15 protein-coding genes are annotated in these 18,359 nt (G+C 72.8%); 2 read left to right on the top strand and 13 right to left on the bottom strand.

Features of this window, described 5'->3' with window-relative positions; translation table 11 throughout:
* Window positions 1–3: 3 nt before the first annotated feature.
* Window positions 4–870, bottom strand: coding sequence for a helix-turn-helix transcriptional regulator (locus ABZ562_RS16220; RefSeq protein ID WP_361479080.1), 867 nt, complete (start codon window positions 868–870; stop codon window positions 4–6).
* A 136-nt stretch (window positions 871–1,006) separates the two neighbouring features.
* On the opposite strand from ABZ562_RS16220, the gene ABZ562_RS16215 reads away from it, so the two are divergent.
* Window positions 1,007–1,450, top strand: coding sequence for an ATP-binding protein (locus ABZ562_RS16215; protein ID WP_234357236.1), 444 nt, complete (start codon window positions 1,007–1,009; stop codon window positions 1,448–1,450).
* Window positions 1,451–1,478: 28 nt separating this feature from the next.
* On the opposite strand, the gene ABZ562_RS16210 is transcribed toward ABZ562_RS16215, so the two are convergent.
* Both ABZ562_RS16210 and ABZ562_RS16205 read right to left on the bottom strand, forming a co-directional pair.
* The gene (locus ABZ562_RS16210; protein ID WP_361479077.1) at window positions 1,479–2,273 is read right to left on the bottom strand and encodes an SGNH/GDSL hydrolase family protein; all 795 of its coding nucleotides are present in this window, start codon (window positions 2,271–2,273) and stop codon (window positions 1,479–1,481) included.
* A 66-nt stretch (window positions 2,274–2,339) separates the two neighbouring features.
* Window positions 2,340–4,451, bottom strand: coding sequence for an alpha-galactosidase (locus ABZ562_RS16205; RefSeq protein WP_361479074.1), 2,112 nt, complete (start codon window positions 4,449–4,451; stop codon window positions 2,340–2,342).
* A gap of 171 nt (window positions 4,452–4,622) precedes the next feature.
* On the opposite strand from ABZ562_RS16205, the gene ABZ562_RS16200 reads away from it, so the two are divergent.
* Window positions 4,623–5,441: a tyrosine-protein phosphatase gene (locus ABZ562_RS16200; protein ID WP_361479071.1), complete on the top strand. Its 819-nt coding sequence runs from the start codon at window positions 4,623–4,625 to the stop codon at window positions 5,439–5,441.
* A 7-nt stretch (window positions 5,442–5,448) separates the two neighbouring features.
* Here ABZ562_RS16200 and ABZ562_RS16195 read toward each other — a convergent pair whose 3' ends face one another.
* The 10 genes from ABZ562_RS16195 to hpnC all read right to left on the bottom strand — a co-directional run bounded on the left by ABZ562_RS16195 (window position 5,449) and on the right by hpnC (window position 18,279).
* Window positions 5,449–6,642 (bottom strand): serpin family protein, encoded by a 1,194-nt coding sequence (locus ABZ562_RS16195; protein ID WP_361479068.1) that lies wholly within the window; start codon window positions 6,640–6,642, stop codon window positions 5,449–5,451.
* Between the two features lie 16 nt (window positions 6,643–6,658).
* Window positions 6,659–8,059 (bottom strand): aspartate aminotransferase family protein, encoded by a 1,401-nt coding sequence (locus ABZ562_RS16190; protein ID WP_361479065.1) that lies wholly within the window; start codon window positions 8,057–8,059, stop codon window positions 6,659–6,661.
* Window positions 8,056–9,966 (bottom strand): 1-deoxy-D-xylulose-5-phosphate synthase, encoded by a 1,911-nt coding sequence (gene dxs / locus ABZ562_RS16185; protein WP_361479062.1) that lies wholly within the window; start codon window positions 9,964–9,966, stop codon window positions 8,056–8,058. Before dxs ends, ABZ562_RS16190 begins: the two co-directional genes overlap by 4 nt.
* A 22-nt stretch (window positions 9,967–9,988) precedes the next feature.
* Complete coding sequence (hpnH, locus tag ABZ562_RS16180) at window positions 9,989–11,005, bottom strand: adenosyl-hopene transferase HpnH (protein WP_361479059.1); 1,017 nt, start codon at window positions 11,003–11,005, stop codon at window positions 9,989–9,991.
* Window positions 10,956–11,693 carry a 1-hydroxy-2-methyl-2-butenyl 4-diphosphate reductase gene (locus ABZ562_RS16175; protein WP_361479057.1) on the bottom strand — a complete coding sequence of 246 codons (738 nt, stop codon included), beginning with the start codon at window positions 11,691–11,693 and terminating at the stop codon, window positions 10,956–10,958. The genes hpnH and ABZ562_RS16175 overlap by 50 nt, the downstream gene beginning before the upstream one ends.
* Window positions 11,693–13,636: a squalene--hopene cyclase gene (gene shc, locus ABZ562_RS16170; protein ID WP_361479054.1), complete on the bottom strand. Its 1,944-nt coding sequence runs from the start codon at window positions 13,634–13,636 to the stop codon at window positions 11,693–11,695. The genes ABZ562_RS16175 and shc overlap by 1 nt, the downstream gene beginning before the upstream one ends.
* Before the next feature lie 123 nt (window positions 13,637–13,759).
* Window positions 13,760–14,857: a polyprenyl synthetase family protein gene (locus ABZ562_RS16165; protein WP_361479051.1), complete on the bottom strand. Its 1,098-nt coding sequence runs from the start codon at window positions 14,855–14,857 to the stop codon at window positions 13,760–13,762.
* A complete protein-coding gene (gene hpnE / locus ABZ562_RS16160) occupies window positions 14,854–16,407 on the bottom strand; it encodes a hydroxysqualene dehydroxylase HpnE (RefSeq protein WP_361479048.1) in 1,554 nt (517 codons plus the stop codon). The genes ABZ562_RS16165 and hpnE overlap by 4 nt, the downstream gene beginning before the upstream one ends.
* A gap of 55 nt (window positions 16,408–16,462) precedes the next feature.
* Window positions 16,463–17,413, bottom strand: a complete 951-nt coding sequence (gene hpnD / locus ABZ562_RS16155) for a presqualene diphosphate synthase HpnD (protein WP_361479045.1) — start codon at window positions 17,411–17,413, stop codon at window positions 16,463–16,465.
* Complete coding sequence (hpnC, locus tag ABZ562_RS16150; protein ID WP_361479348.1) at window positions 17,410–18,279, bottom strand: squalene synthase HpnC; 870 nt, start codon at window positions 18,277–18,279, stop codon at window positions 17,410–17,412. Before hpnC ends, hpnD begins: the two co-directional genes overlap by 4 nt.
* Window positions 18,280–18,359: the final 80 nt, after the last annotated feature.

Here is an 18,359-nt window from a genome sequence, read left to right as displayed (position 1 = left end):
CGTTCAGATCTCCTTGCGAATGCCACTCAGAATGGCCTGAGTGGTCTGTGCAGGCGCGGCCTGCGCGCACATCCGGTCCAGGGCCTCCAGGAACGCCGAGACATCATCGCGCTGGTCGAAGTAGGAGCCGCTCACGAGCGTCTCCGTATACGCGATATCGGGCAGCTCCGGGATCGGGAACCGGAAGATATGGAAGGGGCCGTACATCGCCGGGTGCGGACCGGCGTCGAACGGCATGACCTGCAGTCTGATCTGGGGTGAGTCGGCGACCTCGAGCAGCCGGCCGATCTGGGCCCGCATGGTCTCGGGCCCGCCGATGGGACGGCGCAGCACCGTCTCGTCCATCACGACCCACAGCATCGGCGGATCGGGGCGGCGCAGCAGGGCCTGGCGCTCCATCCGCAGCGCGACGTTGCGCTCGATCTCGGCTTCGGGGGCGTGCGCCATGCCCGCGCGGAGCACCGCGCGGGCATAGTCCTCGGTCTGCAGCAGCCCGGGGATGTAGTGCGGCTCGTAGGCGCGGATGAGGTTGGCTTCCACCTCAAGGCTCACGAACGTGTTGAACCAGTCGGGCAGGACGTCCCGGAACCGGTGCCACCAGCCGTTCTTGTTGGCCTCCCTGGCAAGGGAGAGGAAGGCCTCGACTTCTTCGGGGTCGGTGACGCCGTACGTGCGCAGCAGCTTCTCGACGTAGGGGAGCTTCAGGCCGACCTCGGCCTTCTCCATGCGCCGGATCGTGGCATGGGTGACGTCGAGGGCCCGCCCGGCCTGTTCGAAGGACAGCCCGGACTTTTCGCGAAGGTCCTGGAGTCGCTTGCCGAGCACGACCCGCAGGACGGTCGGGGCACCACCCGACCGCGCATCCGCCACTATCGTCCCCCTCCACTTACTGTCACAGCACAGCAGTCTGGCACGGGCTCAGCTTTCGGAACAGTCTGTCCTTGCGATTCTGTAATTTACAGACTGAACCTTGTCACAAGCGATCGTGACAGAGCATAGTGTGAGCGTGGCTCCTTCCTACGAGGCTCTCCGGTTAGGGCACAGCGGCTCGACGGTCGCTGCGTGCCTTCAGGACGCGTTTCGTCTCCCGGCGCTGAGCACGTCCGTCGCGGAGGCGAGAAGGCATGTCGTCCTGCGGCTGCGCTCGTGGGGTGTCGACCAGGACACCCGCGACAGCGCCGAACTCGTGGTCTCCGAGCTGTTCACCAACGCGGTCCGCCACACCTCCAGCGATGAGGTGCGCTGCTCGTTGCAGCTGATGGGGACCCGGCTGCGCCTCGAAGTGGCCGACCAGGGCTGTGCCCGTACGGTGCCGCAGGCGCGGTCGTCGGTGAGCGTGGATCAGGAGGGCGGACGCGGGCTGATGCTGGTGGAGGCCCTGTCCCAGGCGTGGGGCGTACGGCCCCACACGGGCGGCACCGGCCGCGCCGTATGGGCCTACCTGGCCTGACGGCCGAAGGACCGAAGGACCAGCCTCCTCAGCGCAGCGGCAGCAGATCCGGGCGCTTGGGCTCCACGTGGTCCCCCGAGGACACCCCGCGCAGCCGACGCCCGATCCAGGGCACCAGATACTCCCGCGCCCAGTGGATGTTGTCCCGGCGCACCTCGGCGGGAGTGCGCTGCCCCTCGTCCGGCCACGGCTGGTCGGGGTCGGCGGGCACCTCCAGGCCGAGCACCTGACCGGCCCGCAGCGCGACCCGGGTGTGTCCGTCGGCCGACAGATGGAGCCGGTCGTCGTCCCAGGCCCGCCGGTCCTGCACCGAGCGCAGCGACCACAGGTCGAGCACCGGGCAATCGTAGCGGTCGGCGATCGCCCGCACATGCGCCGTGTACGTGGCGATCTTGCCCCGCAGATGGCGGAGCACCGGGATCCCGCGGGTGTCGAAGCCGGTGCACAACAGCACGGCGGGCACCCGGGAGGTCAGGTCGGCGACGGCGGCCTCGTAGCGCCGGGCGACATCGTCGGGGTCGCTGCCGGGCCGCAGGATGTCGTTGCCGCCCGCGCAGAAGGTGACCAGGTCGGGACCGAGGTCGATCGCACGCGGCACCTGTTCCTCGACGATCTGGTCCAGGAGCCGGCCGCGCACGGCGAGGTTGGCGTAGCGGAAGTCGTGTTCGGGCCGCTGATCGGAGAGGAGGACGGCGAGCCGGTCGGCCCATCCGATGAAGACGCCGTCCGGGCCCGGATCGCCGACGCCCTCGGTGAAACTGTCCCCGATGGCTGCGTACGACCCGATCACGCCATGCTTGAGTCTTTGCGAATCGTCTGCCACATCCGGACATCCTTCACCCCGACACGTGACCTACGCCACCGTAACCAGCCCTTGACCAGGGGTGAGTTATCCCACCTGGTCAGTTCGGCGGAGGTGGAATACGGCGGCGTCCAGGTCGCCACGCAGCCCGGTGCGCAGACCGCGATGGGCGAGCACCGCGCCGCGGTGGACGGTGCCGGTGGCCAGGTCCTCGTACGCCGCGGCGGGGTCCAGGCCGCGCAGCCGCAGCGGGATCTGGGGTTCGCCGTAGCTCTGCGCGTGCAGCCACGCCAGCACCACGGTCTCCCCGCCGCGTACGTACTGCACCGCGCTGAGCCCGCCGCCGCCCGGTGGCCGCAGCCGGTACTGCTCACCGTGCTGGACGACGGGCCGGATCCGCTTGTAGAGCGCCACCCAGTCGCGGGCCTCGGTGAGTTCGGCCTCGCTCCATTTCGTCAGGTCGCCGCCGACGCCCAGCACCCCGGCCATGGCGCTGACGAAGCGGAAGCCGAGCCCGCTGCGGCGCTGGTTGCCCATCACGTTGGGGCTGTCGGTGACCCAGGCGGCCATCACCCGGGCCGGGTGCAGCTGGCTGAAGCCGTGCTGGATGGCGAGGCGGTCCAGCGGGTCGGTGTTGTCCGAGGTCCACACCTGGTCGGTGAGGCCGAGGATACCCAGGTCGATCCGGCCGCCGCCGCCCGAGCAGGACTCGAAGGCGACCCCGGGGTGGGCGGCGCGCAGTCGCCCCAGCAGCTCGTACAGCCCGCGGACGTGCTCGATGCCCAGCCGCTGCGGATACGGGTCGCCGGGCCAGCCGGGGTCGGTGAAGGAGCGGTTGAAGTCCCACTTCACATAGTCGATGGGGGCGCTGCTCAGCAGCGTGTCCAGCCGTTCCCACAGGTAGGCGCGGACGTCCGGCCGGGCGAGGTTGAGCACCAGCTGGTTGCGGAACTCGGTGCGGGTGCGGCCCGGGTGGTGCTGCACCCAGTCGGGGTGGGCGCGGTACAGGTCGCTGTCGGCGTTGACCATCTCCGGTTCGACCCAGATGCCGAACCGCATACCCAAGCCGTGCACCTCGTCCGCGAGGGGCTTCAGCCCGTGCGGGAAGCGGTCCGGGTTGGGGGTCCAGTCGCCGAGACCGGCCCGGTCGCTGGTGCGGGCCCCGAACCAGCCGTCGTCCACGACGAACAGCTCGACGCCGAGACCGGCGGCGAGCCGGGCGAGTGAGCGCTGCTGCTCCTCGCTCACCTCGAACTCGGTGGCCTCCCAGGAGTTGTAGAGGACGGGCCGCTCCCGGTCGGCGCCGGGGATGACGTGGGCGAGCTGCCAGGCGTGCCAGCCGCGGCTCGCGGCCCCGAAGCCGCCTTGAGTCCACAGGCCCGCGAAGACGGGGGTGGTGAACGACTCGCCGGGGGCGAGGAGCAGCAGCCCCGAGTCGTCGTACCCGGCGCCGCCGACGGTCTGTACGGTGCCGTCGGCGAGCCGCTGGACGGCGATCCGCCAGGAGCCGGACCAGGCGAGCGCGCAGCTATGCACCTCGCCGCTCTCCTCGGTGGCCGTGCCGTCGTCGATCGCGATCCACGGCAGATGCTGATGGCTGGTGTGGCCGCGGCGGCTGCCGATGACCTTCTCGCCGGGGGTGAGGTCGGTGCGGGCGAGCCGGCTCTCGGCGGCCCACCGCCCGTACAGATGGCTCAGCCGCCGGCGGTCGCCGGCCGGCAGCGACCAGGCGGCGGAGTCGGCGCGCAGCAGCTCCAGCGGGGCGTCGTCCGGGGTGCCGGTGTGGGTGAGGGTGGTCCAGCGCTCGATGACGTCGCCGTCGTCCCGCATCCGGTAGTGGAGGGTGATGCCGAGGTGGTGGAGCGGATCGTGGAAGCGCAGCCGCAGCTCGTCGCCGTCCACACCGCTTCCCTCGAAGCGCCACTCGGTGCCCCGTACGCCCGCCGCGCGGACGGACAGGGCAGGGCGCACGAAGCGCGGGCCACCCTCCACCGGGTACTCCTCGCGCCCGTCCAGCGGTGATTCGAACCCTCGCTCAGCGGGCAGGGGTTCGGCGGCGAGGGCCTCGGCGTCCGGGACCGTGAGGCGCGGGCCCCAGTGGAGATGGAGCAGGGTGTCCTCGTCGGTGAGGTGCAGGGCGTAGCTGCTGCATTGCCCCGAAAGCAGCCAGAGCCGACCGTTTCCGCCGATTTCAATCATCACACATCCCCAATTCCCCACAGGTGCCAACATCATCGGGCAGCGTTCGGCGCACGGCAATGGCCCCGCTCACGGTCGGCAGAACTGATTGCAGCAGGAACACGATGTCGTATGGTCAGCAGAACCCGCCTCGTCGACGAGCGGCGCGGCGGCCGATCGTGAGGAGCGCCCGTGACGCAGCCGTCGCCGCAGGTCCCGCAGGCCGAACCCGAGCTGGTGGGGGTACGCAACTTCCGCGACGTCGGCGGTCTGCCGACCGTCGACGGCCGCCGCGTACGGCCCGGCGTGCTGTTCCGCAGCGGCCACCTCGCCCATGCCACCGACAGCGACGCGGCCTTCCTCGACTCGCTCGGCCTGCACACGGTCTTCGACTTCCGCAACGCGGCCGACATCAAGCTGGAGGGCCCGGACGTCTCGCTGACCGGCGTGCGGAACGTGAACCTCCCGCTGTCCGACCCGGCCGACGGCGCCGGGTTCTGGACCATGGTGCGCGAGGGCGACCTCAACACCCTGCGCGAGCTGCTGGACGACGGGCGCGCCGAGCGGCGGATGATCAACGCGTACCGGGCCATCATCACCAGCCGGATCGTCGAGCACGGCCGGGTGCTGGGTGCCATGGCGGAGGACAGCTCCCCGGTGCTGATGCACTGCTCCGCGGGCAAGGACCGGGCCGGGCTCTCGGTCGCGGTCACGCTGCTCGCGCTCGGGGTCGAGCGGGACGCGATCGAGGCCGACTACCTGGAGTCGGCCGCCGCCCACCGGCGCTACAAGATCTGGCGCAAGGGCAATCCGGCGGACGGGTCCGACCCCATGTCCCCGGAGGTGCTGTCGCTGCTGAGTCCGCTCTTCGACGCGCGCCCCGCCTATCTGGCGGCGGCGTTCGAGACGATAGAGGACACCTGGGGCGGCACCGAGCGCTATCTCACCGAGGGCCTGGGGCTGACCGCCCCGCAGCGCGCACGGCTCCAGGACCGGCTGCTCACCGCCTGACCCGGTCCTAGGAGGCGGCCTCGGGCTCGGTGACCCAGCCCGCCGTCAGCACCAGACCGGTGGCCCGGTGCACGGCCAGGAAGCCGAACGGGCGGTCGTACGTCACCCTGACCAGCCGCGCCTTCCGCTGCGGCGGGGCCGAACCCGGAGCCATGGCGAACGCGGTCACGGCCGCCGCCCAGAAGCCCTCGGCGCTGAACGACGCGGTCATGGACTGCCGACCGGAGGACAGCGCCAGCGGGCTCGGGCTGATCCCCGGGAAGTGGCCGCGGGAGGTGTCCTGCGCGGTGCGCAGCCCGAACAGTTCCGCGTGCCGCAGCAGATCGTGCCGGGCGGTCACGGTGAACTGCGGGGTGGTGAGGACGAGCGAGGGGGTGGTGTCCCAGCTGACGGCCTCCATGACCGTGACGCCGGGCCCCGCCTCGCCGAGCGGCAGCGCCGAGCCTCCCCACCCCGGGTACTCCCCGGCCACCGCGCCGATCCCGGCCTCCAGAACCTGGCCGCCCGGTACGTCCTCGGGGCCGAGGACCAGGTGCACGTCGATCCCGTTGCCGCCCGCGACCCCCGACAGGGTGAGCGGCCCGGCCGGGGTGTCGGGCACGACCCGCAGCACCCCGTCGAGGTCGCCGGTCTTCCGGGTGAGCCCGGCCAGCGACCGGTCCCGCCACGGGCCGTGTCCCGGCCGCAGGAACCCCGGCTGGAACGGCTGCTGCCAGGCCGTCCGCACCGTGAGCGCCCCGGCCAGCACCAGCTGGGTGACGGGCGTCAGCGGCACCGGCATCCGGTCGATCGCGCCATCGGTGCACCGGGAGGCCCAGGCGTCCAGCTCCTTGCCGTCGCGCTCGGTGTCGCCGCTGAGCACTCCCCGTACGCCCCGCGGCAGCTCCGCCTCCCACTCGGGCCGCACCGGCAGGTCGTAGCGGGTCCACAGTCCGGTGGCCGCCGCGACGCCGTCCATCGCGGCCATCGCCTCGACGACCTCGCGGCCGAGCGCCGTGGCGCCGTCCGCGCCTCCCGCGCCGATGCCGAGCGCGTCCTCCAGCTCGCCGCGGGCCGGGCCGCCGGCCGCGCCCGCGAGCAGGGCGAGCAGCGGCCAGGCCCCGGCGCCGGTGAGGACGGTGGACTCCGCGCCGCTCACGGCGGCCCGCGCCCATCGTCCGGTCAGCGCGTTGACGGCCCCGGTGGCGGTCGCGTCGGTCATTGCCGAATCTCCCTGGTCAGCGGTTGGCCACCGCCTGCTTGACGAGGGTCCGGCCGAACTCCCACATCAGACCGCCGCCCCCGTGTGCGTCATCCATGACCGCTGTGAACGCCTCGACGAAGCGGTCCACTTCCCGCTCGCCGATGATCAGCGGCGGAATCAGCTTAATCACCTCCAGATGGTCGCCGGAGACCTGGGTGAGGATGCGATGGCGCTGGAGCAGCGGCGCCACGACCATCTGCGCGAACAGACCCTTGCGCGCGGCCTGCAGCATCGACCAGCGGCTGCGCAGCCCCAGCGAGACCGGCTTGCCGAACTCGATGCCGATCATCAGCCCGCGGCCGCGGACGTCGTGCAGCAGCTCATAGCGGTCGATGAGCGCGGTGAGCCGGTCGCGCAGCAGCGCGCCGGTGCGGCGGGCGTTCGCGACGATCTGCTCGTCCTCCATGACGGCGAGGACGGCGAGCCCCGCCGCCATGGCCTGCGCGTTGGCCCCGAAGCTGGCCGAGTGCACCAGCACCCGGTCCATGGAGGAGTAGACCCGTTTGAAGATCCAGTCCTTGCCGAGGGTCGCGCCGACGGGCACGTAGCCGCCGGACAGCGCCTTGGCCACGCACACCAGGTCCGGTTCGACGCCGTCCTCGTGGCTGTAGGCGAAGAAGTCCCCGGTGCGGCCGAGCCCCGTCTGCACCTCGTCGGCGATGAGCAGCGCCTTGTGGCGGTGCAGCAGCTCCTGCGCGCCGCGCAGGAAGCCCGGCGGCGCCTCGTGCACCCCCTTGCCCTGGATCGGTTCGACGACGAACCCGGCGACGTCCCCGCGCTTCAGCTCCCGCTCCAGCGCGCCCAGGTCGCCCATCGGGATCGCGGTGTCGGGCAGCAGCGGTGCGAAGCCGTCGCGGAAGCCCGTCTCGCCGTTGACCGACAGCGATCCGGTGGTGAGCCCGTGGAAGGCGTGCGTGCAATACAGGACGCGCGGCTTACGGGTCGCGCAGCGGGCGAACTTGAGCGCGGTCTCGACGGCCTCCGTACCGCTGTTGCCGAAGAACACCCGGTCCAGGTGCGGGGCGTGGGCGAGCAGCCGCTCGGCGAGCAGCCCGGGCAGCGGCTGACAGTCGAAGCGGGTCAGATCGGCCAGCGAGGCGTCCAGGACGTCGTGCAGCGCCTTGCGGACGACGGGATGGTGGCGGCCCAGGCCCATCACCCCGAAACCGGCGAGCATGTCCAGGTAGTCCTGGCCCTCGTCGTCCCAGAAGTACGCGCCCTCGGCCCGCTCGTAGACCTTGTCGAAGCCGATGGTGTGCAGCATCCGCGGCAGTTGGTGGTTGAGGTACCGGGTGTGCAGGTCATAGCGCTCGGACCCGCGCCCGGCCAGGAGCTTGCCCAGGTCGAAACCCGAGCGCTGCTCGGCTGCTGTCATGCGTCCCTCTCCTTGGCGGCGGCCTCCCCGGCGGCGGCGCGCCCATCGATACGGGCCAGGGCCGCACCGATCCGGCCCGCGATCTCGGCGGGGGTGAGTCCGATGTCGGCGAGCACTTCGCCGCGCTTGGCGTGCGGCAGGAACGCCTCGGGGATGCCGAAGGTCCGCAGCGGCAGGTCGACGCCCGCGTCCCGCAGCGCCTGGCCGATGGCCGCGCCCACCCCGGCGCTGCGCACGTTGTCCTCGACGACGGCCACCGCCCGGTGGCGGGCGGCGAGCGCGGGCAGCTCGGGGTCGACGGGCTTGACCCAGCGCGGATCGACCACGGTGCAGCCGATGCCGCGCTCGGCCAGCAGCTCGGCGGCGCGCAAGCCCACCGGCGCCATGACCCCGGCCACCACGAGCAGTACGTCGTCGCCGTGGCGCAGCACGTCCATCCCGCCGATCCGCTCCAGGGCCGGGATGGGCTGCCCCACCGACTCCTTGGGGAAGCGGACGACGGTCGGCGCGTCGTCCACGTCGATCGCCTCCCTCAGCTGGGCGCGCAGCTGGTCCGCGTCGCGCGGGGCGGCGATCCGCAGGCCCGGCACCACCTGGAGGACGGACATGTCCCACATGCCGTTGTGGCTGGGCCCGTCGGTACCGGTGACGCCCGCCCGGTCCAGGACGAAGGTCACCCCGCACTGGTGCAGGGCGATGTCCATCAGCAGCTGGTCGAAGGCGCGATTGAGGAAGGTCGCGTAGACGGCGATGACGGGATGCAGCCCGCCGGTGGCGAGCCCGGCCGCCGAGACCGCCGCGTGCTGCTCGGCGATGCCGACGTCCCACACCCGGTCCGGGTACGCCTCGGCGAAGTCCGCGAGGCCGACGGGGTCGAGCATCGCGGCGGTGAGGGCCACCACGTCGGGCCGCTCGGCCCCGATGGCCACCATCTCCTCGCCGAACACCGACGTCCACGACCGGCCGCGGGAGGGGATGAGGGGGGCGCAGGTGAGCGGGTCCATCGCGGCGACGGTGTGGAACCGGTCGGCCTCGTCCTCCAGGGCGGGCCGGTAGCCGTGGCCCTTCTCGGTGATGCAGTGGACCAGGACGGGGCCGTGGAACCGCTTGGCGCGCCGCAGCGCCGCCTCGACGGCCTCCGTGTCGTGCCCGTCGATCGGCCCGACGTACTTCAGCCCCAGGTCCTCGAACATTCCCTGCGGCGCGAAGGCGTCCTTGAACCCCTTCTTCGCGCCGTGCAGCGATCCGTACAGCGGCTGTCCGACGACGGGGGTGCGCTGGAGGACGTCCTTGCCCCAGGCGAGGAAGCGTTCGTAGCCGTCGGTGGTGCGGAGGGTGGCCAGATGGCCGGCGAGGCCGCCGATGGTGGGGGCGTAGGAGCGTTCGTTGTCGTTGACGACGATGATCAGCGGGCGGTCGCGGGCTGCGGCGATGTTGTTGAGCGCCTCCCAGGCCATGCCGCCGGTGAGCGCGCCGTCGCCGATGACCGCGACCACATGGTCGGTGCGGCCGCGGATCTCGCCCGCCTTGGCGAGGCCGTCGGCCCAGCCCAGGACGGTGGAGGCGTGGCTGTTCTCGATGACGTCGTGGCTTGACTCGGCGCGCGACGGATAGCCGGAGAGCCCGCCCTTGCCGCGGAGCTTGGAGAAGTCCTGGCGGCCGGTGAGCAGTTTGTGGACGTAGGACTGGTGGCCGGTGTCCCACAGGATGCGGTCCACCGGCGAGTCGAAGACGCGGTGCAGGGCTATGGACAGCTCGACGACGCCCAGGTTGGGGCCCAGATGCCCACCGGTCCTGGCGACGGCTTCGATCAGGAACTCCCTGATCTCCTGGGCGAGTGCGGCAAGCTCCTCCGTGGTCAGTGCTTTGAGGTCGTGCGGGCCCCGGATGTTCTCCAGCAGCGGCATGCTCGGTTCCCCTCCTCGGGTGTCAGCCCACGGCGCTCTCGCGGGCCGCGCGCAGCGACTCCTTGAGCGAGCCCATGGTGGCCAGGACGGCGGTGGGCTCGTAGCCGCAGTGGGCCATGCAGTTGTCGCAGCGCGGGTCCTTGCCCCGGCCGTACTTGTCCCAGTCGGTCTCCTCGATCAGCTGGCGGTAGGTGGGCACGTAGCCGTCGCTCATCAGGTAGCAGGGCCGCTGCCAGCCGAAGAGCGAGTAGTTGGGGATGCCCCAGGCGGTGCACGGGAAGTCGGTCCTGCCCTCCAGGAAGTCCAGGAAGAGCGGGCTGTGGTTGAGCCGCCAGCGCCTGCGGTTGCCGCCCGCGAACGCCTTCCGGAACAGCTCGCGGGTCTGCTCGACCCCCAGGAAGTGCTCCTGGTCGGGCGCCTTCTCGTACGCGTAGGCGGGCGAGATCATCATCTCGTCCACCTTGAGGTCGTCATTGAGGAAGTCGAGTACCTCGACGATGGTCTGCGGGGTGTCGGTATTGAAGAAGGTGGAATTGGTGGTGACCCGGAAACCGCGCCGCTTGGCCTCTCTGATCGCCGCCACCGCCTCGTCGAACACCCCCTCCTTCGCCACCGACGCGTCATGCCGCTCGCGCAGCCCGTCGATGTGCACGGCGAACGCGAAGTACGGGGAGGGGGCGAAATTGTCCATCTTCTTCCGCAGCAGCATCGCGTTGGTGCACAGGAAGACGTACTTCTTCCGTTGCACCAGCTGCCGGACGATCTCGTCGATCTGCGGATGCATCAGGGGCTCACCGCCGGCGATGGAGACCATCGGGGCGCCCGACTCCAGCACCGCGCCGACCGCCTGCGCCACCGGCATGCGCTGCTTGAGCACCCCCGCCGGATGCTGGATCTTGCCGCAGCCCTCGCACTTGAGGTTGCAGGCGAACAGCGGCTCCAACTCCACGATCAGCGGGAACTTGTCCCGGCGCTTGAGCACCTTCTGGTCAAAGAGATACGTCGCGACCCGGATGGTCTGGCGGAGCGGCATGGCCATCTAGCTCACCTCCTGGGAGCAAAGAGGAACGGTGCCAATCGAAAAAAGCGGGAAGAACAGTTCGTAGTACCCGGAAAGCCGATATTCCACCGCGCAGCGTCCCGATGCGGACCAGCTCATGTTCAGGAGCGTCCACGATCACCCGGACGGCCGCAACCGGGCGTGCGCCACCGCGCACCGCGCTGCGCAGGGTGGCGGCGGACTCCATGTCCACCGCGATGGCGCCGGCGGCGTGCAGATCGGCCCGCTCCGCGCCCCGCACCACATGGTTGGAGCCGACGACGGGCCCGATGTGCACGGTGCGCCCGGCGCCCCCGCCGGTCCGCCGGGCATGGCGGGCCAGCGCCTCGGCGAGGAGGCTGCTGCCGTGGCAGGGGGTGCGGCCGGCCGGGTCGCGGGTCTCGTCGGCCACCACCAGGTCCCCCGGGTGCATCCCCGGAGCGAGCCCGGCGCAGAAACCGGTGGCGACGACGGCGGTACGGACCGGCCGGGCCCGGTCCCGCCCCGCGGCCAGCGCGCGGCGCACCGCCCGCTCGGCCGCCTGCGGTCCCATGCCGGTGCGCAGCACCGTCACCGGCCCGGCGGCGGCGCCGAGACCGGCCCCTCGCAGCGCGAACCGCTCGATGCCGAGCGCGCAGGCGATCAGCAGCGGGGCGCCGCCGGTGTCCGGGGCCGGTCCGGAGGCCATCACGTCCTCCGCGGCCGCGCGCCGGTGGCCTCGCCGCTCACGTAGCGCCCGAGCGCGGTGAGCGGGAAGACCAGCCGGTACAGGTGGTAGTTGATGGAGAAGTCCCAGGGGAAGCCGGTGCCGGTGAAGTACGGCTCGTCCCAGGAGCCGTCCTGCTCCTGGGTGGCCGCGAGCCAGCCGACCCCGCGCTCGACCGCCTTGCTCTCCCGCTCCCCCGCCGCCAGCAGCGCCAGCAGCGCCCACGCGGTCTGGGAGGCGGTGGAGGCGCCGCGCCCCATCCACTCGGGGTCGGGATACGAGCGCTGGTCCTCGCCCCAGCCGCCGTCCTCGTTCTGCACGCTCTCCAGCCAGCGCACGGCCCGCCGGATGGCCGGGTGGGAGGCCGGGATCCCGGCGGCGACCAGGGCGGGGACGGCGGAGCCGGTCCCGTACACATAGTTGGTGCCCCAGCGGCCGAACCAGGCGCCGCCCGGCTCCTGCTCGGCCAGCAGCCAGTTGATGGCGCGCCGGGTGCGCGGATCGCGGGCGCCGCCCTCGTGGGCCAGCATCTCCACGACGTGGGCGGTGACATCGGCCGACGGCGGATCGATGACCTCGCCGAAGTCGCAGAACGGCAGCCGGTTGGGCAGCGGGCTGGTGTTGTCGACGTCGAACGCGCCCCACGCCCCGTTGCGGGACTGCATGCCCAGCGTCCAGCGCACCCCGCGCCGCACGGCCGCCTGGACCCGGTCCGGCTGGGGGTGGTCGACGCGGCGCAGCGCGAGGATGACCTCGGCGGTGTCGTCGATGTCGGGGTAGTTGTCGTTGTGGAACTCGAACGCCCAGCCGCCGGAGGCGAGCCGGGGCCGCTTGACCGACCAGTCGCCGGGCCGGTCGATCTGCTCGGCGAGCATCCAGTCGGCGCTCTTGACCAGGGCGGGGTGGTCGGGGGCGAGTCCGGCGTCGGCGAGCGCGATGACGGCCAGACAGGTGTCCCAGACCGGGGACTGGCACGCCTCGATCATGCGGCTGCCGTCCTCGCGCCAGACGGCGAAGCGGTCCAGCGACTCCAGCCCGGCGCGCATCACCGGGTGGTCGAGGTCGTAGCCGAGGAGGTGGAGCGCGATCACGGAGTAGACGGCGGGCGGCTGGATGCCGCCCCAGCAGCCGTCGTTCTCCTGCCGCTCCACGATCCAGCGGGCGCAGGAGCGCAGCGCGGCCCGGCGCAGCGGCCGCAGGGCCACCTTGCGGTACAGGTGCAGGGCCCGGTCCAGCCGCTGGAAGGCGCCGTCCCAGGAGGCGAGGGGGGCGGCGGGGCGGGGCGGGTTCGGCCTGCGCGGGTCGGCGTGGAGTTCGTCGAGGGAGAACGGGGCGGGGCGCACCGGGCGCTTCGCGGAGACGATGGTGAGCGGCACGATGGTCTGCCGCGCCCAGCAGCCGAAGTCGTAGAGGTTGAGCGGCAGCCACGCCGGGAAGTAGATGATCTCCGGTGGCAGCTCGGGCAGGTCCTCCCACCGCCACCAGCCGAAGAGCGCCAGCCAGATGCGGGTGAAGACGCGGCTTGCGGCCACCCCGCCCTGGTCGCGCACCCACGCCGAGGCGGCGGCCATGTGGGGCGCGTCGGGGGCGTCACCGGCCAGCCGGAGGGCGACGTACGCCTCGATGGTGGCGGACAGCTCCGGCGGGCCGCCGTGGAAGGTGGCCCAGGTGCCGTCCGCGCCCTGCTGGGAGCGGATGTGGCGGGCGGCGGCGTCGAGCACGCCGGGGTCCTGGATGTCGAGGAACTGCCGGAGCATCAGGTCCTCGGCGTCCATGGTGACGTTGGTCTCCAGGTCGCCCTTCCACCAGCCCTGCTCGTCCTGGCGGGAGAGCAGATGCCGGACCGCGCGGGCCGTCGCCTCACGGGCGACGGTTAACGTCTCGGATTCGGATGACTCGGACGGTTGGACGGTTGTCGCTGTCATGGCTTCCCCTCTGCAGTGTGATCTGCCGTCGTTGGGGCTTCCGTCGGCCGGCACCGGGCTGGTGCCGGCCGGCGACTGCGAGCCTGGTCCTACGGGCCCAGGGCCTGGCGCGGTCGGTTGTGATCATCTCTCCCGGACGACGACGAAGTCCGCGAGCGCCACGAACTGATCTCGTACCTCGCCGGGCATGTCCACCTCGTCGAGGGCCTCGATGGCCTTCGCGTACTGCCGACGGGCCTCCTGCGAGGTCCAGTCCCGGCCGCCGGCCTCCTCGATCAGCGCGGCGCGGGTCGCGAACTCCTCCTCGCTGAAGTCGGCGAACTCGTCCTCCGGCTTGTGCGCGTCGGCCGCGAGGATCTGGGCCAGGTCCTCGGAGGCCCGGCCCCCGGCGGCGAGGGCCGCGACCACCGGCAGCGACTTCTTGCGCTGCCGCAGGTCGCTCCAGGTCTGCTTGCCGGTCGCGACCGGGTCGCCCCAGATGCCCAGCACGTCGTCCACGGCCTGGAAGGCGAGGCCCAGGTGGTAGCCGTAGCGCTCCAGGGTGTCGGCGGCGCGGTCGTCGGCGCCGCCGAGGACGGCGCCGACGGAGGCGGCGCAGGCCAGCAGGGCGCCGGTCTTGTTGCCCTCCATCTCCAGGCACTCCTCGACGGTGACCCGCTCCCGGTGCTCGTAGGAGATGTCCTGCGCCTGGCCGTCGATCAGCTTGCGGGTCGCGGAGGTGAGCCGGCGGGTGGCCCGCCCCGCCTCCACGGTGCCCAGCTCCAGCAGTATTTCCCCGGCGAGGGCGAAGAGCGCGTCCCCGACCAGGATCGCCTGGGCCGGTCCGTGGACCTTCCACACGGTGTCGCGGTGGCGGCGCTGCTCGTCACCGTCCATCAGGTCGTCGTGCAGCAGCGAGAAGTTGTGCACCAGCTCGACCGCGACCGCGCCGGGCACCCCGACCTCCGGGTCGGCGCCGGCCGCCTGCGCGGACAGCAGCGCGAGCGCCGGGCGCACCGCCTTGCCGCCATCCCCCGCGGCGGGGCGGCCGTCGGCGTCGATCCAGCCGAAGTGGTAGGCGGCGACGGTGTCCATGGGCGGGGCCAGCCGGTCCACCGCCGAGCGCAGCACCGGCGTGGCAAGCGTACGGCCGCGCTCCAACAGCGCGATGACGCCTGCGGAGTCGACAGCTGGGGTCGCCGGGGTCACGGTCTCTCCTCTGGTTTCTGTGGTGGTGCTCATGCCGCCTCCTTGGGCGTCCCCCCGCCGACGGCGGGAAGCGGAATCACGTGCGGGCGGCCGGTTTCTGAGAGCGCCGCGCGGGCCGCGGTGAGCCCGCTGCGCACGGCGCCCTCCATGGTCGCGGGCCAGCCGGTGGCGGTCCACGCACCGGCCAGGTACAGGCCGGGCGCGTTGGTGGGGGCGCCGGGCCGCAGCCGCCCCACGCCGGGGACCGGGGCGAACGTCGCGGTGCGCTCCCGGGTGACGAAGAAGTCCCGTACCCGCGCGCCGCGGGCGCCCGGCAGCAGCCGCTCCAGCTCCGGCAGGTAGCGGGCGCGCAGCTCGGCGACCGGGCGGTCGATGTCGTCCCTCGCGGCGGACTGGGACACCGCCAGGTACTGGCTGTCCCCGGCCCCCGGCGCGTCCCGCAGCCCCGAGGCGTCCGTGCGGTCGAAGACCCACTGGACGGGGCTGCCGAGGGCGGCGAAGAACGGGCGGCGCAGCACGGTGCGGTCGTAGACGACGTGCAGGTTGAGGATGGGCGCGGTGCCGATCCGCAGCAGCCGGTCCGGGTCGTCGAGGGCGCCGTCGGGCAGCAGGGCGTGCGCGTCCCGCTGCGGCACGGCGAGGACGACCGTGTCCACCGGCTCGTGGAGCGGGCCGCGGTCGGTGTGCGCGGTCCAGCGGCCCTCGGCGGCGGTGACGGCGGTGACGCGGGTGCGCAGCTCGGTCGCCACGCCCGCCGCGTCCAGGGCGGCGCGGGCGAGGGTGTCGTGCAGCTCGCCGAGCGGGGCGCGGGCCCAGCCGATGTCGGCGGCACCGGCCTCGGAGAGCAGCCCGGTCTTGAAGACCATCGCGGCCAGGCCCAGCGAGGCGTCCCGGGCGGTGGCGTTGAGCGTGGCCACGCCCACCAGGTCCCACAGCGCCTCGACGGCGCGCGGCGACTGGCCGTGGCGGCGCAGCCAGCCCGCGAAGTCCTCCGCGTCCAGCGCCGGGTCCAGCGGGTCCAGCCGCCCCAGGGCGAGCGCGGCGCGGCCCACCCGGGCGCGCTCGGCGAGCGAGAGGTGCGGATAGGTGGCGAGGCTCGCGGCCAGGTGCAGCGGCACCGGCAGGGCGGTGCGGCGCAGCCGGCCCAGCCGCCGCCCGGGCCGCGCGGCGGCGTCCACGACGGGTACGTCCAGCCGGCCCTGGAGCGGGGCGAGCCCGGTGGCGCCGACCCGGTCCAGGAACCACTGGTAGGCGGTGCAGCAGCGCAGGTAGACGTGCTGCCCGTTGTCGACGCTCAGCTCACCGGCCGGTGAGGGGCGGCGGAAGGAGAAGGCGAGCCCGCCGAGCCGGGGGCGCCCTTCGAGCAGCGTGACGCGCACACCGGCGTCGGCGAGCGCGAGGGCCGCGGTGGTCCCGGCGATCCCGCCGCCGATCACCAGCGCCGTCCGGGCCCCTCCGGTGTGCTCACGGTCGTGCTCGCTCACCTGTGCGCGCGGGTCGCGGACGAGCGCGGCCGCCCCCTCGGGGCGGCCTGCCGGGTCCGGTTCCGGGCGGTCGGCGGAGTGTGCGGTGCGGGCTGTCATGGGTTCACCCCCTCGGGTGAACACGACGCGGCGCGGGGCTGCGAGGTTGCCTGAGTCATCGAATCCCCCCGGCCCCGCGGCGGACGGCGGCGCGGGCGTCGAGCCCGGCGAGGCCGCGCACGGCGACGTACGCCTTCTCGTGGCCCGGCAGCGAAACGCGGCCGCGCAGGACGGCCGCGGGGTCCTGGGCGATCCGCTCCAGGAGTCTGCGGTAGATGCCCGCCATGGCGGCCACGCACGCCCCGCTGCGCCGGTCCAGCATGGGCAGCAGCCGGTAGCCCTCGGCGAAGAGCGCCCTGGCCCGCCGGACCTCGAACTGCACCAGACCGGTGAAGTCGGCGTCGGGCGGGGCGGCCGAGGTGCGGAAGGCGTCGGCGCAGCCGAACTTGGCGAGGTCCTCGGCGGGCAGATAGGTGCGTCCGGTCGTGGCGTCCTCGCGGACGTCGCGCAGGATGTTGGTCAGCTGGAGCGCGAGACCGAGCGTATCGGCGTACTCGGGGGCGCGGTCGGCCTCGCGCGCGCCGGGTACGGTGCCGAACACGCCGAGGGAGAGCCGCCCGATGGCGCCCGCCACACAGCGGCAGTAGTCCTTGAGGTCGTCCCAGGTCTCGTACGACTGCCCGGCCACGTCCTTCAGCACGCCGTCGATCAGCTCGTCGAGCCCGCCGAGCGGGATCGGGAAGCGCCGGGCGGCGTGGCTGAGCGCGACGGCCACCGGGTCGGTGTCGTCCTCCTCGATCGCACCGGCCCGGATCCGGTCGAGCAGCCCGCGGGTCTCGGCGAGCCGGGCCCGCTTGGCGTCGGCGCCCAGCGCGCCGTCGCCGATGTCGTCGATGCGGCGCGAGAAGGCGTAGAGCGCCGACATCGCGTGGCGCTTCTCGGTGGGCAGCAGCCTGATGCCGTAGGCGAAGTTGCGGGCCTGGTGCCCGGTCACGGCCTCGCAGTAGCGGTATGCCGCGAGCACTGGCGCGGACGCGTGCGGAAATCCGTCCACGGTCCGGCTCACCCCTCTCTTCGCAGTGTCGCCCCCACCTCGCGCAGCAGGCTGAGCTTGGTGGGCCTGGGCGGTCCAGGGAGTACGTCATGCCCCGCGGCCTCGACCGCCCGCAAGGCGGCCCGCCCCCCGGCCACGAATCCGGCGAGCAGCACCTTCAGCCTGCCGTGGACGCTACCCACCAGTGGGGTGCCTTCATTCAGCAGGTCTCGGGCGCGTTCCGCCTCGTACGCGACCAGGGCACACACCGATGCACCGCCCTTCGGGGCGGCGAGGTCGGCCTCGGTCACCCCGAAGCGTTTCATGTCCTCCGCCGGGAGGTAGACGCGGTCCCTGCGAAGGTCCTCGGAGACGTCCTGCAGGTGCTCGATGATCTGCAGCGCGGTGCAGATCGCGTCGGAGCGGCGGACCCGCTCGGGGGTCGTGGTGCCGGTGATGCCGAGGACGAGCCGGCCCACCGGGTTGGCGGACAGCTCGCAGTAGTCCAGCAGCTCCTGGAAGGTGGCGTACCGCCGGACCCGCTGGTCCTGCCGGTTGGCCTCGATCAGGCCGCGGAAGGGGCCCGGGGTGAGGCCGTGGCGGCGGACGGTGGGGCGCAGCGCGCGCAGCAGCGGATGGCGGGGCGCCGCGGGCGGGGTGTCGGCGAAGACGCGGTCGAGGTCGGCCTCGAACGCGTCGAGCATCGCGAGCGGATCATCGGCGAGGGACCGGTCCAGGCCCAGCAGCTCGGCGTCGGCCCCGCCGGGGGGCAGATCGCCGTCGCCGATGTCGTCGACCAGCCGGGCGTAGCCGTAGACGGCCATGAGATCGGCGCGCCAGGCGCGGGGGACGAAGAAGGGGGCCACGGGGAAGTTCTCGTGCGCGGCCTTGTCGAGCACGACGCGCGCGGCTTCCTGCCCGCCGCTCAGGCTGCCCGACGTGGTGGAGGACCCGCTGCGCTCGTCCTCCGCGGTCACCG

The organism is Streptomyces sp. NPDC019937, from assembly GCF_040631655.1.
Classification (GTDB): Bacteria; Actinomycetota; Actinomycetes; order Streptomycetales; family Streptomycetaceae; genus Streptomyces.
Note: the sequence above shows the minus strand (reverse complement) of the source record. Positions and strands in the feature narration are given on the sequence as shown.